At 60.3% G+C, this 14,542-nt stretch carries 11 protein-coding genes; 7 read left to right on the forward strand and 4 right to left on the reverse strand.

The annotated features are described in order from the left end of the window. Positions 1–155: 155 nt before the first annotated feature. Positions 156–740: a TetR/AcrR family transcriptional regulator gene (locus tag VE23_RS18505; RefSeq protein ID WP_048748271.1), complete on the reverse strand. Its 585-nt coding sequence runs from the start codon at positions 738–740 to the stop codon at positions 156–158. Between the two features lie 209 nt (positions 741–949). On the opposite strand from VE23_RS18505, the gene VE23_RS18510 reads away from it, so the two are divergent. Continuing rightward, the gene (locus VE23_RS18510; protein ID WP_049868759.1) at positions 950–1,879 is read left to right on the forward strand and encodes an aldo/keto reductase; all 930 of its coding nucleotides are present in this window, start codon (positions 950–952) and stop codon (positions 1,877–1,879) included. Between the two features lie 223 nt (positions 1,880–2,102). Here the strand turns inward: VE23_RS18510 and VE23_RS18515 are convergent, their stop codons facing one another. Next, positions 2,103–4,592, reverse strand: a complete 2,490-nt coding sequence (locus tag VE23_RS18515) for a family 43 glycosylhydrolase (protein ID WP_049868760.1) — start codon at positions 4,590–4,592, stop codon at positions 2,103–2,105. Positions 4,593–4,864: 272 nt separating this feature from the next. On the opposite strand from VE23_RS18515, the gene VE23_RS18520 reads away from it, so the two are divergent. The 6 genes from VE23_RS18520 to VE23_RS18545 all read left to right on the forward strand — a co-directional run bounded on the left by VE23_RS18520 (position 4,865) and on the right by VE23_RS18545 (position 13,674). Beyond that, positions 4,865–5,788 carry an ArsR/SmtB family transcription factor gene (locus VE23_RS18520; protein ID WP_048748268.1) on the forward strand — a complete coding sequence of 308 codons (924 nt, stop codon included), beginning with the start codon at positions 4,865–4,867 and terminating at the stop codon, positions 5,786–5,788. Between the two features lie 301 nt (positions 5,789–6,089). Further along, positions 6,090–7,472 carry an ABC transporter substrate-binding protein gene (locus tag VE23_RS18525; protein WP_048748267.1) on the forward strand — a complete coding sequence of 461 codons (1,383 nt, stop codon included), beginning with the start codon at positions 6,090–6,092 and terminating at the stop codon, positions 7,470–7,472. Between the two features lie 181 nt (positions 7,473–7,653). After that, positions 7,654–8,535, forward strand: a complete 882-nt coding sequence (locus VE23_RS18530; RefSeq protein WP_048748266.1) for a carbohydrate ABC transporter permease — start codon at positions 7,654–7,656, stop codon at positions 8,533–8,535. A 25-nt stretch (positions 8,536–8,560) separates the two neighbouring features. Then, positions 8,561–9,400 carry a carbohydrate ABC transporter permease gene (locus tag VE23_RS18535; RefSeq protein ID WP_021879436.1) on the forward strand — a complete coding sequence of 280 codons (840 nt, stop codon included), beginning with the start codon at positions 8,561–8,563 and terminating at the stop codon, positions 9,398–9,400. A 111-nt stretch (positions 9,401–9,511) separates the two neighbouring features. Next, on the forward strand, positions 9,512–11,866 hold the full coding sequence (locus tag VE23_RS18540; RefSeq protein WP_198156190.1) for a glycoside hydrolase family 43 protein: 2,355 nt from the start codon (positions 9,512–9,514) through the stop codon (positions 11,864–11,866). A gap of 47 nt (positions 11,867–11,913) precedes the next feature. Next, the gene (locus VE23_RS18545; protein WP_049868762.1) at positions 11,914–13,674 is read left to right on the forward strand and encodes a glycoside hydrolase family 2 protein; all 1,761 of its coding nucleotides are present in this window, start codon (positions 11,914–11,916) and stop codon (positions 13,672–13,674) included. Positions 13,675–13,917: 243 nt separating this feature from the next. Here the strand turns inward: VE23_RS18545 and VE23_RS18550 are convergent, their stop codons facing one another. Next, complete coding sequence (locus tag VE23_RS18550) at positions 13,918–14,244, reverse strand: hypothetical protein (protein ID WP_049868763.1); 327 nt, start codon at positions 14,242–14,244, stop codon at positions 13,918–13,920. Positions 14,245–14,291: 47 nt separating this feature from the next. Further along, a complete protein-coding gene (locus VE23_RS26625) occupies positions 14,292–14,462 on the reverse strand; it encodes a hypothetical protein (protein ID WP_157053993.1) in 171 nt (56 codons plus the stop codon). Positions 14,463–14,542 lie beyond the last annotated feature (80 nt).

The raw sequence follows: 14,542 nt of genomic DNA on the forward strand, positions 1-14,542 counted from the left end.
CGGGGAACAAGTCCGCCCGGCGAAGCGGCTTCCGGCGCCGGCGCATGGAGAAATCAGGCGCCGGGCACGATGGAATTGCAGGATGAGATAGGCTGAAACGCAAAAAAATCAATCCCTTAGCTGCGAGGATTGATGCTTCCGTTGGTCGGATCGAATCAGGGATATTCGGTTGGAACTCCTTGCCGTTGCCGTGCCGGTGATGACGACGGTGCATCCGCCAGTTCAAGCAGCGCGTCGAGCACTTCGGAGCGGAGCCGAGGCTCCAGCGGGGCGAGATGGAACAGCTCGCAGAAGAACAGTCCGTCCGCAGCCAGCCGGGCGATCGTAGCCAAGGCGGGGGAGCGGCTTTCGGAGACGATCCGGCTCTGCCAAGCCTCGTACCTTTCCCTCATGGGAGCCAGCAGGGCGGGGTTGCCGGAAGCGGCTGCCAGAACGGCGGCGCTCGTCTCCAGGTCTTCGGAGCTTGTCTGGAAGCTCTGGGTCAGATAGGCATGCGTCCATGGATGGGATCCGCAGCCTTCCACAGCCCTGGCCTCCGTCTGGGTTTCGAAGCGGTCCAGGAAATCGTCCAGCGTCGCCTGGATGAGCGCTTCCTTGGTGGGGAAGTGGTACAGGAGGCCTCCCTTGCTGATGCCCGCCTCGCGGGCGACGGCGTCCAAGGTCAGCTTGGAGGCTCCTTGCTCGCGCACCACCTTGCAGGCGATGCGGAGAATGGCGTTTCGTTTTGAAGCGGCGGCCATGGCGCACCTCCTGCCGTTACTATACGGACCGGACGGTACAGAAGTCAATGAAAAAATAATTATTCCTAGCGGATATGTTGGTTTTGTAGTATTGCCAGCAGGCGGACACCGGCATGAATCGGGCCGACAGGCTAGATTCCGGAAGCCAGGCCGGGAAAGTTGCTTGGGCATCTCTCCAGGAGGTAATCTGTGGATAAGGAGGGATGGACATGAAGTATCGCCGTTTAGGCAAAACGGAGCTGAACGTGTCGGTCGTCGGCATCGGCACCTGGCAGTTCGGCGGGGAATGGGGCATGGATTTCGCGCAGGGCGAGGTCGACGCGATTTTGGACAAGGGCGCCGAGCTCGGCATCAACCTGATCGACACGGCCGAATGTTACGGAGACCATCTGTCGGAAGCTTTCATCGGAAACTACATCGGCAGGCGGAGACGCGGGGACTGGATCATCGCGACGAAGTTCGGCCATCATTTCCATGAGCGGTTCAAGCGTACGGACGTATTTTCCGGGGAAGATGTCGTGCGTCAGCTGGATGCGTCGCTGAAGGCTCTGCAGACGGACTATGTGGATCTGTACCAATTCCACTCCGGTCCCGATGCCGCCTTCGACAGCGACGAGCTGTGGACGGCGCTGGACAAGCAGGTGCAGGCCGGCAAGATCCGGCATCTGGGCACGTCCATCGGCAGCAACGACAACCTGCATCAGACGGCCGCCTCCTCGAAGGTCGGCTCGCAGGCGATCCAGGTCGTGTACAACCGGCTCGACCGCAAGCCGGAGGAGCGGGTATTCCCTTCCTGCCTGGAGCAGGATCTCGGCGTGCTGGCGCGGGTGCCGCTGGCGAGCGGCTTCCTGAGCGGCAAGTACAAGCCCGGCACGGAATTCGGCGAGACGGATGTGCGCCATCGCCAGGACGCCGGGCAGGTGAGGCAGCGGCTGGAGGAGGTTCGCCGGATCGCGGAGGAGGAAGTGCCGGAAGGCGTCGGCATGGCTGCCTGGGCGCTCGCCTGGTGCCTTCGCCATCCTGCGGTGACTTCCGTCATTCCCGGCTGCAAAAATCCCGAGCAGGTGCAGGGCAACGCAGATGCGGTGAAGCTCGTCACGGAGCCGCATCCGCAGGATGTGCCGGTTGACGGCAGGTAGACCGGCAGCGAAGCTCAATTGATCCTGGCCATGTCCAACAAGGCGGCGCGGCGAGCATGACGAAAATGCGCTGACGCCGTCGTCTTGACGGGCCCGCATGCGAAGGAACGACCCTAAAGCCCTGCCGGACCGCGCTGGATCGCGGTCCGGCAGGGCTTGCTTATTTGCCCGAGGTTTTCGAATGAATGCTTGAAGCTTGCTTTATAGCCTGAACCTTGCTTGTTCAGCTAGGGCTGGCGTAGACGGAGAAGTTGTCGAACCGGGCGGCATTGTTCATGGAGCGGAGGCCGGCCTTGCCATGCAGGAACGGAAGGGCGCTGTTGTCGGCATAACTCAGCCTGGGGGCATTCATATCGTCCACATAGACGCGGATAGAGTTCCCCTCGGCGGACACCTTCATCCGGTGCCAGACCCCTGCGGCGAGCGCGGCCGGCGCCGAGGCCAGCGTTTGGTAGCCGTAATTCATTTTGCCTAGATAAACCCCGTCGGGCTTGATGAACGCATAGTAGGCCTGGATGTAATCGGGATTGTTCGCGAGCACCTTGCCGTTCGACGGATTGGCCGCCCGGACCAGCACGCCGGCGTCCCCGGTCGTCCCGACCAGCTTCACATCCGCCTCCACCGTGTAATCGGACCAAAGGCCGGAGCCGATGACCGTCTTGGCGGGACCCCCGGCAGCCGCGCTCAGCTCGCCGGATACGACGGACCAATCGCCTTCATACCGCGTCCAGCCGTTGTCGTTGCCGTCGTTGAAGTCGTCGGCCAGCGGCGAGGGCGCCTGCCCCCTCTCGAACGACAGGCTGCTGAAGTCGAACTCGCCCTGGACCGTCTCGAAGCGGAGCTCATGATAGCCGGCGGTCAGGTAGAGGCCCTTCTTGGAGACGTTCACCCAATTCTCCCAGCCGCCGCTTCCGGCCGCCTGCACGACTCCGGTCAAATCCGCCGCCCCGTCCCAGACGCGGAAGCTGACGTTCGGAAAGGTTGTGGCGAGCCTCGCGGTCATATCATACGTGCCGCTCTCCGCGACATTGACCCGGTAGAGCAGCCATTCCCCCGTCTGGTTCCAGCCGACGACCTCCTTGCCCTCCGCCGCGGAGGAGCGGATGTCCACCGCATCGCTGCGATAGGAGCCGCCGATATTGGCAGGCGTCAGATCGTGATAGCCGGTCCCTTCCCCGCCTTTGCGGTAGTGGACGGCTTCGATCGTCCCTGGAAGCGGCTTGTACGCATTCCAGGCGCTGCTCCCTCCGACGTCGTTGCTGAACGCCGTGTAGCCGAAGTCGGCATGGGCGTCTTGAGTCGCATAGCCGATTTTCCCGCCGCCCAGACCGTTCACGGTGCGGGACTGCTTTTTCATGCCGTCGACGTAGACGGCAAAGGCCGAACCGCTCTTCTCCACCCGGATCTGATGCCACTTGGTATAGTCATAGCCTGCAGGGAGGGAGGAATATTCCCAGCCCTGGCTGACGCCGCCGACCACGAAATGGGTTTCGAGACGATTCAGCCTGCGGTTCAGGACGGCCGTTCCGTAGCTGTTCTCATCCGTATAGGAGAATACGGCTCCATACAGCGGCGAGGAGCTCGTTCCCATCTTCATCTGCTTGGCATGGAACTCGGCCGTGTAATCGGCGGCTGTCGAGGCCGCCGTTACTTGCCGGTACCAGGCCGTCGTCCCGATCGTATCCTGCCACATCAGCTCCTGGTTGTAGATGCCCCAGGTTCCGCCGCCGACATTGGTCCAGCCGGAGCCGATCGCGGTGCGAGCGAAGCGGTCCTCGAACGAAGGAGCGGCCGGATTCGGCTGGCTCGACGTCGTCGGACCGAGGACGGACATCCGGTCTCCGTTCCAGACGATGCGGTCCAGATTCATTTTGCGCCCCGGATAGACAGAGTTGCCTTGGGAAGCGTGGCTATGGTACACGATGTAGTCCGAATCCAGATCGGGACCTTTCACGATGGAGTTGTGTCCCAGGCCGACGTTGGAGCCCTCCGTGGAAATCAGGATCGGGTTCTGGCTCCGGGCAGGCACGAAGCCGGAGAGAGGAGAGGTTCCGGACGCGTAATCGACTCTGTAGGCGGTGCTCCAGACATGGTTGCCGGTATAGGTCATGAAATACTTTCCGTTGCGCTTGAACGTCGTGGAGCCTTCCGTCCACCCCGCCATCGACAGGCCGGTCGATCCCGCCGCTCCGAAGGCGGTCGGCGAAGTCATCGGACGGGAATCGATCCGGTCCGCGCCGGTGGAATAGAAGTACCATTTCCCGTCGTCGTCGATGAAGACGCTGCCGTCGATGCCCATGCCGAGATTGCCGGTCTGCGGCGTGAACGGACCGACGGGACTGCCGCTCGAAAGGACGTAATGCCCGCCGCCGCCCGGAGAGGTGTACATGTAGAACATTCCGTTCCAGTAGACGACCTCGGGCGCATAGGCGGCCTTGGTCACCGGATCCGTGGCGCACAGCCCGCGGTAAGTCCACGAAGCGAGATCGGTGGAGGACCATACCTTCACGCCGATCTGGTCATCCACGGTGCTGACATAGAGGTAATAGACGCCGTTGAATTTCAGGATGTAAGGATCCCCTTCTCCGTAAAAATCCCCATTGGCCCACTTCCAGGAGGAAGCGAGGGCATACGGATTGCTGTAGGCATGGGCGGCGGAAGGGAGCAGGAGCAGAGCCGCGGCAGCGGCAAGAAACGATTTCCATTTCTTCATCGGGACCTTCATCTCCTTTGCAAGTGCGGATGGGAGAAACGCGGCTATACAAGGATGGAAACAGAGAGCTTGGCTTCACTTCTCCTCCTTTCTCTCGTTTGATTTGATAGCGCTTGCAGATCGGAGTATAGCAAAACCGGAACCGATGCGGAAGATATAATTTTAAAATATATGTATTAAAACAATATTTAATGTTTGTTCCAATAAAACTGGACATATGAGTGGATTAAGCCTTATATTATTGGAAGAATGTCAGGAAAGGAGTTTCGATCATGCTTGAGCTGTCTATTGAAGACCCCGACCGGCTGGTCAAGGTGGCGCATGCGCTCAGCACGCATACCCGGATCGGAATCATCCGGCTGCTGCTGTCCAAGCCGAACGTGAATATTATCGAGATTGCCGAAGCTCTGGATATTCCCGTATCGACGGCGGCGACGAACGTGAAGGTGCTGGAGGAGGCGGAGCTGATCCTCACCGAGCTGCAGCCGGCTACGCGAGGGGCGATGAAGGTGTGCAGCCGGAACTTCGACGATGTGCGCATGATTCTGAATCCGATCGCGTTCTATCACAACACGAGCAAGCTCATCGAGGTCGAGATGCCGATCGGGCACTTCATCCAGTTCGACATCCAGCCTACCTGCGGCATGGCGAGCAGCACCGGCATGCTGTTCGCCGAGGACGATCCCGACAACTTCTATCACCCGGACAGCCGCTCGGCGGAGATCATCTGGCTGCGCAAGGGCTGGGTCGAATACCGCTTTCCCAAAAAGCTCCCGCAGGGAGCCAAGGTCACATCCCTGGAGTTCTCCCTGGAGCTGTGCTCGGAGGCGCCCAATTACAACAACGATTGGCCTTCGGAAATTACGGCCTGGATCAACGGCAAGGAAATCGGCTCCTGGATTTCGCCGGGCGATTTCGGCGACCACCGGGGCAAGCTGAATCCGGCCTGGTGGAACGACAACAGCACGCAGCACGGCCTGCTCAAGACATGGGGCGTCGATGAGGGGCGCAGCACGATCGACAACGAGCGCTGCTCATCCGTCACGCTGGACGACCTGGACCTGCAGGACAAGCCGTACATCAGCTTCCGCATCGGCCTGAGGCCCGACGCGAAGCATCAGGGAGGAATGAATCTGTTCGGCAAAGGCTTCGGCGATTATCCGCAAGGAATCGTCATGAGGCTGCAGCACGATTAAGATGGTTTCCCGCAAGGCCCGCCGTCCGGTCAAGGACTGCGGGCCTTTTCCGTTGGCGCGCCTAGGATGGAGATAGAGAACTCATCCTTCTCGTTTAAAAACAAAAAAACGGAAAGAAAGCGTTGACATAAAGGGATTGAAACCGTTATATTCTGGATATAAACAAATAAGTTGTAACAAAACAAATATTCGGAGTGGATGATCCGGCCCATTGCAATCGGCGCCCGATCCTTACGGAAACGCGGCTCCGGTGTTTGGTCCTTATTTGTTTCAAGCCACTATTGTCAGGGGGAGCGTATCCATGGTTCTGAAAAGCAAATGGTCCGCCGTATCGCTTGCGCTTGTGCTGGTATCGGGAATGGGATTGTCGGCCTGCTCCGGCAACGGGGGCGGCGCGCCGGCTCCGAGCGGAGAAGCTTCGTCTCCATCGCCGACATCGGGAGCGGCAAGTCCCAAGGCGGACTCCAAGTCCGAAATCGAGTTCATGGGGTGGGGCGGGGACAGCGAGAAAGCCGTCTTCCAGAAGCTGATCGATGCCTACATGAAGGAACACCCGGATAAAAAAGTGAAGTACACCGTCGTTCCGTCGGGCGAGTATTACCAGAAGCTCGACACCCTGATCGCCGCCAAGAAAACGCCGGATGTGTTCTATGCCGGCGGCGCGCACTTCAATAAGCTCGCCAGCAGCGGCCTGCTGCTGAACATGGACCCCTATCTAGAAGGCAACCAAACGATCGATCCGGACAATGTGTGGAAGCAGGGGCTGGACCGTTACCGCTACGACGGCAAGACCGTCGGCCAAGGCAGCCTGTACGGCCTGCCGAAGGATGTAGGGCCGTGGGCGCTTGCCTACAACAAGGATTTGTTCGACAAGGCCGGCCTGCCTTACCCGAGCGCCAAGGCGGGAGAGTACACCTGGGACGACATGATCGCCGACGCCAAAAAGCTGACGACGGCCAACGCGCGCGGAAAAATCGACACGTTCGGAGTCGCCGCCTATTCGACGGAGTCCGCGGTATGGGCCAACGGCGGGGACTGGATCGACTACAAGACCGGCAAGGTGACGATCGATACGCCGGAATTCGCCCAGGCGATGCAGTTCGTGGCGGATCTCAGCCTCGTCCACAAGGTCAGCCCATCCCCGGATGACGAGAAAGCCCAGAACGGCTACGCCCGGTTCGTCGCGGGCAAAGTGGCGATGTTCCCGATGGGTCCTTGGGATCAGCCCGGCTTCTGGAACGTTCCGTTCAAATGGGATATCGCCGCCTGGCCGGCAAGCCCGAATACGGGCAAAACCGCGACCTGGCTCGGCTCTCTCGGATTCGTCGTGTCCAAATCGACGAAGCATCCGGAGGATGCGTTCGCGCTGGCTTCCTATCTGAGCCTCGACCGGGAGTCGCAGAAGCAGAACTACGAGCTCGGGCAGGCGGTGCCGAACCTCGTCGACATGGCCAAGGGCGAGTTCCTCCAGATGGACAAAGCGCCGCAGAGCCGTCAAGTATTCCTCGATATCATTGAAGACTACGGACGTCCCCCGATCGAGGTGAACTCCAAGAGCGTGAAGTGGATCGACACGTTCTGGCAGGATGCCAGCCAGGTGTGGACCGGCAAGAAGACGGCAGCGGAGTTCGTCAAGGAAGAGCAGCCGAAGCTGCAGAAAATCTACGACGAAGACAACAAGTAACAGGCTTGGCTCGGAAGGAGAGCGGCTCACACGGAGGCCGCTGAAAAACAGGCGAACGGCGCGGAATCATTCGGCACAACCGGCGATCGGAAGAATGTTCCGCGCACGCGGCGCCACCTTTTACAGCAGTCTCGCGCTTTTGCCGCCTCCCCTTCCGGCTTCGTGCCGGGGAGGAACGTTAATGACAGGCTATCGGCGTAAAGAAATGCTTTGGTCCCTGCTGTTTGTCACGCCGCCGGTTCTCGGCTTTCTCATCTTCGGGCTCGCGCCGCTCATAAGCTCGCTGGGCCTCAGCTTCATGTCCTGGGATATGATGTCTCCGGCGAAGTTCATCGGCCTGGACAACTTCGGGAAGCTGGCCCAGGACGAGAAATTCTACAAATCCATGTACAACACGTTTTATCTGCTTCTGGGAATTCCGCTGGGCATGATCGCAGCCATGGCGCTGGCGCTCATGATGAACCGTCCGCTCAAGGGCGTAAGCCTCTTCCGGACGATCTATTATATCCCCGTCATTTCGCCGATCATCGCGGTCTCCCTGCTCTGGCAGTGGCTGCTCAACTACGATTACGGCATCATCAACGAATTCATCTGGAAAATCTTCGGCGTGCAGGGTCCGAACTGGCTGGGAGATCCGAACTGGGTCAAGCCGTCGTTCCTGCTGATGGGATTATGGGGAGGAGTCGGCGGCACGATGGTTCTCTATCTGGCCGGACTGCAGGGGATATCCTCCAGCTACTACGAGGCGGCGGAAGTCGATGGCGCGAAGCGGTGGCATCAATTCCGCTATATCACGCTGCCGCTGCTGTCCCCGATCCATTTCTTCGTCGTGGTGATGGGCGTCATCGGCACGTTCCAGTCGTTCAGCCAGATGTATATTCTCGCAGCGGACGGCGGGCCGGAGTACAGCGGCGCGACGATCGTGTACTACATTTTCCAGGAAGCGTTCAAATACTTCAATATGGGCTTCGCCAGCTCGGTCGCCTGGGTGCTGGGAGTCATCATCTTCATTCTGACCTTGATCCAATTCCGCTTCTCCAAGCGTTGGGTCTACCAGGACTAAGCGTTCCTTACAGGAGGAGTAGACTATGGCCAGAGAAAGACGCTTGATGAACAGCTTAATCTATGTGCTGCTGCTGGCCGGCTCGATCGTCATGCTCGGGCCGCTGGCGTGGACGCTGTCGACCTCGCTCAAGACCCAGCAGCATGTATTCGACGTTCCGCCCCAATGGATTCCGAAGCCGTCGACATGGAGCAACTATACGGATGTATGGTCCAAAGCTCCGCTGCTGCACGGCTTCCTGAACAGCGCCATCGTCGTGGTCGCGGTGCTGTCGGTCGGATTGTTCGTCGCCTCCATGGCGGCTTATTCCTTTGCCAAATTCCATTTTCCGTTCAAGGAGGGAATCTTTCTCGCCCTGCTCGGAACGATGATGATTCCCTATTCGGTCGTCATGATTCCCCAGTACATCGGATTCTCCGAGCTGGGCTGGGTGGATACGCTGCTGCCGCTCATCGTTCCGGGGCTGTTCGGGAATATCGTGACGATCTTTTTCTTCCGGCAATTCATGCAGGGCTCCATCCCGAACGATCTGATCGACGCCGCCAAAATCGACGGCTGCGGCTATTTCCGCACGTTCGCCACCGTCGCGCTGCCCATCGCCAAGCCGGCGATCGCGGCTCAAGCGGCTCTCGGCTTCATGGGCATCTGGAACGATTTCATGGGACCGCTCATCTACCTGCATACGCCGGAGAGGCAGACGATTCAGGTGCTCATCGCCAGCATGCAGTCGAATTATATCTCCACATCCAATTATCCCTCGCTCATGGCCGCTTCGCTCATCGCGCTCGTGCCTGTCATCATCGTGTTCTTCATGGCCCAGCGCTACTTCATCGAATCGCTCGCGATCAGCGGAATCAAAGGCTGAGCCGCGGGGATGGAACCGTCAGAAATCAAAAGAAGGAATCGGCTTCTGCTGCTCCTTGGCGGCATGGCATGTGCGGCAGGAGCGGCAGCCATCCTTTGGGGAAGGGGAGAAATGGATATGAATCCGGCCGCGCGCACCACGGTGCAGATGGGGACTTCCTATCAAAATCCGATGACGCTCCCGCAGGAATGGGAGGATTACGGCATCGGCGATCCTTATGTTCTGCGGCATGACGGACAGTATTACCTGTACTGCAGCACGAAGGACGGACGGATCGGCGTGAAAGCCTGGAGCTCCGCCAATCTGACGGATTGGACCTATGAGGGACTGGTCGCCGAGGAGCCGGTCACGGAAGGGGCGTACGCTCCCGAGGTCGTCTACTGGAACGGATCGTTCTATATGTATACCTCTCCGGCCGGCAAGGGGCATTACGTCCTGCGCAGCGAGAAGCCGACCGGACCGTTCCTCGCGCAGACCGACAATCTGGGCCTCACGATCGACGGCTCGGTGTTCATCGACGACGACGGCAGCTGGACGTTCACGCATGCCGAATTCGGCGGCATCATGGCCGCGCCGATGAGCGATCCCTATACGATCGGCACGGGAGAGAAGCTTGGCGCCTCGCTCGGCCACTGGACCGAGGGATCGATGATCATCAAGCGCGGGGGCAAGTATTACATGACCTACACGGGCAACCATGTGTTCAGCCGCGGCTACCGCGTCAACTACGCCGTCTCCGACGAATCGCCGGCAGGTCCGTACCGGATTCCGGACAACAATCCGATCCTGATCTCCACGGAGGAAGGGTTCAACGGCCTCGGCCACAGCTCCACCGTGCTCGGACCCGATCTCGATTCCTACTATATCTTCTATCACAATCTGGAAGGAAAATCGGCTGAAGGGCCTCCCGTCCGCCATCTCAATATGGACCGGCTCGCCTTCAGCGGCGACAAGATGGGCGTGCTGGGCCCGACCTGGGGCATTCCGACGGAAGCGCCCAGGCTGCCGATTTTCCATGACCGGCCGGGCTCGGCTCCCTCGCCCGGGAAGTGGGAGCAGGCCGCCATGCCTGCTTCCGGCGGCCATGCCTGGGTGAGCAAGCTGAGCACCGACACACGCTATACGGCCGAGTTCAATGCCGTCGTCCAGCCGGACGGCAAGGAGATTGAAGCGGGCGGCGAGGCGGCTCTGGAAGTGCTGCTCTCCTACCGGGACGAACGCAACAGCCGAGTCCTGCGTGTAGACGGCCGGCAGAAAAAGCTGGTCATGGCGGAGCAGGCGGGCGGGGCGGAAAAGACTGTCTTCTCGGCCGATCTGCCTCAGGGGACGGAACTGAACGTCCTCCACGCGCTTCGGGCCGAATCGGATGGCGACGGGACGAGAATTTATTGGGACGGCCTGCTGCTTGCCGACGTGAAGGCGTGGACGGGACAGCCCGGAAAGATCGGCTACCGATGGCCGCAAGGCTCTCAGCCGCAGCTTGCCTATACCGCCTTTTCCAATGAAGCCGGAGGCAGCAGCGACCGAAGCGCCGTCAAGCCTGTGCCCGGGACGCTGGAGGCAGCCCATGCTTCCGGCAATCCTTCCTCTCCGATCAAGGCCGGCGCGGCCGGCACGCCGGACGGGAGTCTGGCCGCGGAGCTGGGGGGGAACGGGGAGCTGGCCTTTCCCGTTCAGGTGAAGAAGGACGGCCGCTACCGGATCGCCGTCATGGCGGAGCTCGGCTCGGAAGGAGCCGTGCTGGAGGTGGAGGCCTCAGGCCGGAAGCTCAAGGCGGAGCTTGATGCCGCCCTGTTCGCCTCGGAGTCGGACTGGACGAAGGTGCCGCTCGGAGAGCTGGAGCTGAAGGGCGGATTGCAGTGGCTGACCGTCAAGCAGACGTCTTCCGGGGTTTCCCGCCTCCGTTATATCGAGCTGCTGGAATCGGCGGAGGTAGACGGCTCGGCGCAGGCCGAGCTGGAGAAGCAGGAGCTGTTCGGCAGCTGGGAGCAAAGCGAGGCCGGCAGCCGGATCGCGGAAGCCGGCCGCGACAGCAAGCTGCTCGCGGGCGACGTCCGGTGGGGCGACTACGAGCTCGATTTCCGCCTTCAGGCGGACGGGGAGGATGCCGGAGAAGCGGCTGTGCTGCTGCGGACGAGCCGGGAATCGGACTACCCGGCTCAGGTGGCGGACTCGTTCATCGGGTATCAGCTTCTGTTCCGCAGCGGCAGGATCATCCTCGAGAAGATCGTGTACGAGAGGAAGGAAGAGCTCGATTCGGCCTTGCTGGAGCTGCGGCCCGGCCAGCCGTCCAACGTATCCGTGAAGCTGGAGGGCAGCCGGATCCGGGTATTTCGGGAAGACGGGGAGCCGCTTCTGGATGTGCTGGACCCCGATGCGATCCTGCAAGGAAGAATCGGCTTTCGCTCCTCGTCCCGGGACTGGATCCTTTCCGGTCTTGAAGTGCGGCCGGTCCGCCATGAATGACAGAGAACGCTGCGACCAGGCGCGTTAATGGAACGGGAGAGAAGACAATGACAACGAAAAGATACATCAAGGACTACCCGAGGCCGCAGTTCGTGCGGGACAACTGGATCAATCTGAACGGAGCCTGGCAGTTCGGCTTCGACGACGGCAACGAAGGAGAGCGGCTGGGCTGGCCGGAGCGGTTCGGCGGAGATCGGACGATTGAAGTCCCGTTCACCTATGAGACCAAGGCGAGCGGCATCGGCGACGAGTCCCATCATGCCTATGTCTGGTACAGCCGCGAGCTGGACGTTCCGGCCGAGGCGGAGGGCAAGCTTGCCCTTCTCCACTTCCAGGCGGTGGATTACAAGGCCAAGCTGTGGATCAACGGAAGTTATGTGGGAAGCCATCAAGGCGGTTACGCAGAGTTCCATTTCGACATCGCCCCTTATCTGAAGTACGGGCAGAGCAACGTGATTACGGTGAAGGCGGAGGACAGCCTCGACGCGGCCCAGCCGCGCGGCAAGCAGCGCTGGGTGAAGGACAGCTTCGAGTGCTTCTATGTCCAGACGACCGGCATCTGGCAGACGGTCTGGCTGGAGTATGTGGAGCCGTCCTATGTAGAGGCCGTCAAGATGACGCCGGATCTGGATGCGCGGTCGATCCGGTTCGAATACCAGGTGCAGGGGGCCGGAGCGGCGGACGATATCACCCTGGAGACGCTCGTCAGCCTGAAAGGCAAGCCGGTCAAAAGGGTGAGCCTCGCGATCGACCGTCCATGGCTGCAGCTCGATGTCGACCTCGTCCATGAAGCCAACGGCCCCTGGAAGCATTGCCACTGGTCGCCGGCCCATCCGAATCTGTATGACGTCGAGTTTATTCTGTACAAAAACGGCGCCGAGGTCGACCATGTATACGCCTATTTCGGCATGAGGAAAATCTCGATCGAGAAAGACCGCATCCTGCTGAACAATGCCCCCATCTACCAGAAGCTCATTCTGGATCAAGGCTACTGGCCGGATACGCATCTGACGCCGCCCTCGGAGGAAGCCATTCTCGAGGATATCGACAAGCTGCTGGAAATGGGGTACAACGGCGTCCGGAAGCATATGAAGGTGGAGGATGCCCGCTTCCTGTACTGGTGCGACGTGAAGGGCGTGCTCGTATGGTCGGAAATGGCCGCCACCTTCGAATTCAACGACCGGGCGGTGGAGAGGTTCACCCGGGAATGGATGGAGGTCGTCAGGCAGCAGTACAATCATCCGTCCATCATTACGTGGGTGCCGTTCAATGAATCGTGGGGCGTCATGAACATCGCCAAGGATGTCCGGCAGCAGAAGTTCACGGAAGCGATCTACCATCTGACGAAGGCTTTCGATCCGAATCGCCCGGTCGTGTCCAACGACGGCTGGGAGCATACCGTCTCCGATATCCTCACGCTGCATGACTATGTCGAGAGCGGAGAGGAATTCCGCCGGCGGTATGCGGGCAAGGACGAGATCACCGGCAACCTGCGCAGCTTCAACCACTGGAAATACGCATTTGCGGACAGCTACGCCTACAAGGGGCAGCCGGTCATCGTCAGCGAGTTCGGCGGCATCGCCTTCCAATCCGAGGAAGGCTGGGGCTACGGCAATCAGGTCGGCTCGGAGGAAAGCTTCCTGGATCGGTTCCGCAGCATCCACGAGGCTATCCAGCAGACCGAATATATCTCGGGCTACTGCTACACCCAGATCACGGATGTGCAGCAGGAGGTCAACGGCCTGTTGACGGAGGACCGCAAGCCCAAGATTGCACTGGAGAAGATCAGAGAAATCAATTCCTTCTAGATTTTGGAACCAAAACGGGATGAAGCCGAGAATTCGGCTTCATCCCGTTTTTGTCTTTTCTATTCAACCTCTACGACTACTTCTGCCCAGGTCGTGGGAGCCGCACCGCCCGGGGCGGGAATATCATCCGGGCTGATGACCGAGATCAGGTACTGGCCCGGCTCCTTCAGCGTCACGCTGGCGGCGAAGGCTTCACGTAACCGGAGGAAGGCTCCGGCAGCGAAGGCTCCGGCAGCGACAGATTCAGCGTCCCTTCTTCCGTATAAGAGACTGGAATGGAGTCGGGATCGGAGACGGTCGGCCGACGGAGATGGGGACGCTGCCGGCCGAAATGGCTCCAACGGTAAACAGATTGGCGACGGGGAGCAGCTTGACGGTGAAGGAGGCGCGATCGTAGACGCGTCCGTCCACCTTGATGTCCTTGCCCGCCGAATTTCCGCTCGATCCGCCGCCTCCGCCGGCTCCGAGCGGCTGCATGACATCTGGAGAGTAGAAGCCTTTCTCATAGAGGACGGCGAAGGACGTCTCGGCAGAATCGGTGCTCCAGGACGGCTTCAGCTTCTCCATCATTTTGCTGCTCCAGTTCAGTCGGACCATTCCGTCCGCGTAGGAAGGGCTTATGCCCAATCGCGGCGACCGGCACGGGTGATGCCCTTGCTCAGGAATGGCGCCGGAGTCTCGGGGTCCGCGATGATGTCGCCTTGCGGGCTGAGAAGGCCCGGCTTGCCGATCGGGAAGACGAGCTCCTTCCAGCAGGACTGCAGCTCCTCCTTTATTTTGATCCGCACCTGGCCTGGCTTCGGATCCCAGTCGACGGACGCCGCGGCGCCGGTCTGGCGCCGCGTTCTCAGAGGGACATGGACGCGGC

Source organism: Paenibacillus sp. D9, assembly GCF_001188365.1.
In the GTDB taxonomy this organism is placed as follows: domain Bacteria; phylum Bacillota; class Bacilli; order Paenibacillales; family Paenibacillaceae; genus Paenibacillus_O; species Paenibacillus_O humicus.

Bases quoted from the DNA above. Each gene is read 5' to 3' on its own strand.
- VE23_RS18505 (WP_048748271.1), bottom strand. From the start codon at position 740: ATGGCCGCCGCTTCAAAACGAAACGCCATTCTCCGCATCGCCTGCAAG.
- VE23_RS18510 (WP_049868759.1), top strand. From the start codon at position 950: ATGAAGTATCGCCGTTTAGGCAAAACGGAGCTGAACGTGTCGGTCGTC.
- VE23_RS18515 (WP_049868760.1), bottom strand. From the start codon at position 4,592: ATGAAGAAATGGAAATCGTTTCTTGCCGCTGCCGCGGCTCTGCTCCTG.
- VE23_RS18520 (WP_048748268.1), top strand. From the start codon at position 4,865: ATGCTTGAGCTGTCTATTGAAGACCCCGACCGGCTGGTCAAGGTGGCG.
- VE23_RS18525 (WP_048748267.1), top strand. From the start codon at position 6,090: ATGGTTCTGAAAAGCAAATGGTCCGCCGTATCGCTTGCGCTTGTGCTG.
- VE23_RS18530 (WP_048748266.1), top strand. From the start codon at position 7,654: ATGACAGGCTATCGGCGTAAAGAAATGCTTTGGTCCCTGCTGTTTGTC.
- VE23_RS18535 (WP_021879436.1), top strand. From the start codon at position 8,561: ATGGCCAGAGAAAGACGCTTGATGAACAGCTTAATCTATGTGCTGCTG.
- VE23_RS18540 (WP_198156190.1), top strand. From the start codon at position 9,512: ATGGATATGAATCCGGCCGCGCGCACCACGGTGCAGATGGGGACTTCC.
- VE23_RS18545 (WP_049868762.1), top strand. From the start codon at position 11,914: ATGACAACGAAAAGATACATCAAGGACTACCCGAGGCCGCAGTTCGTG.
- VE23_RS18550 (WP_049868763.1), bottom strand. From the start codon at position 14,244: ATGATGGAGAAGCTGAAGCCGTCCTGGAGCACCGATTCTGCCGAGACG.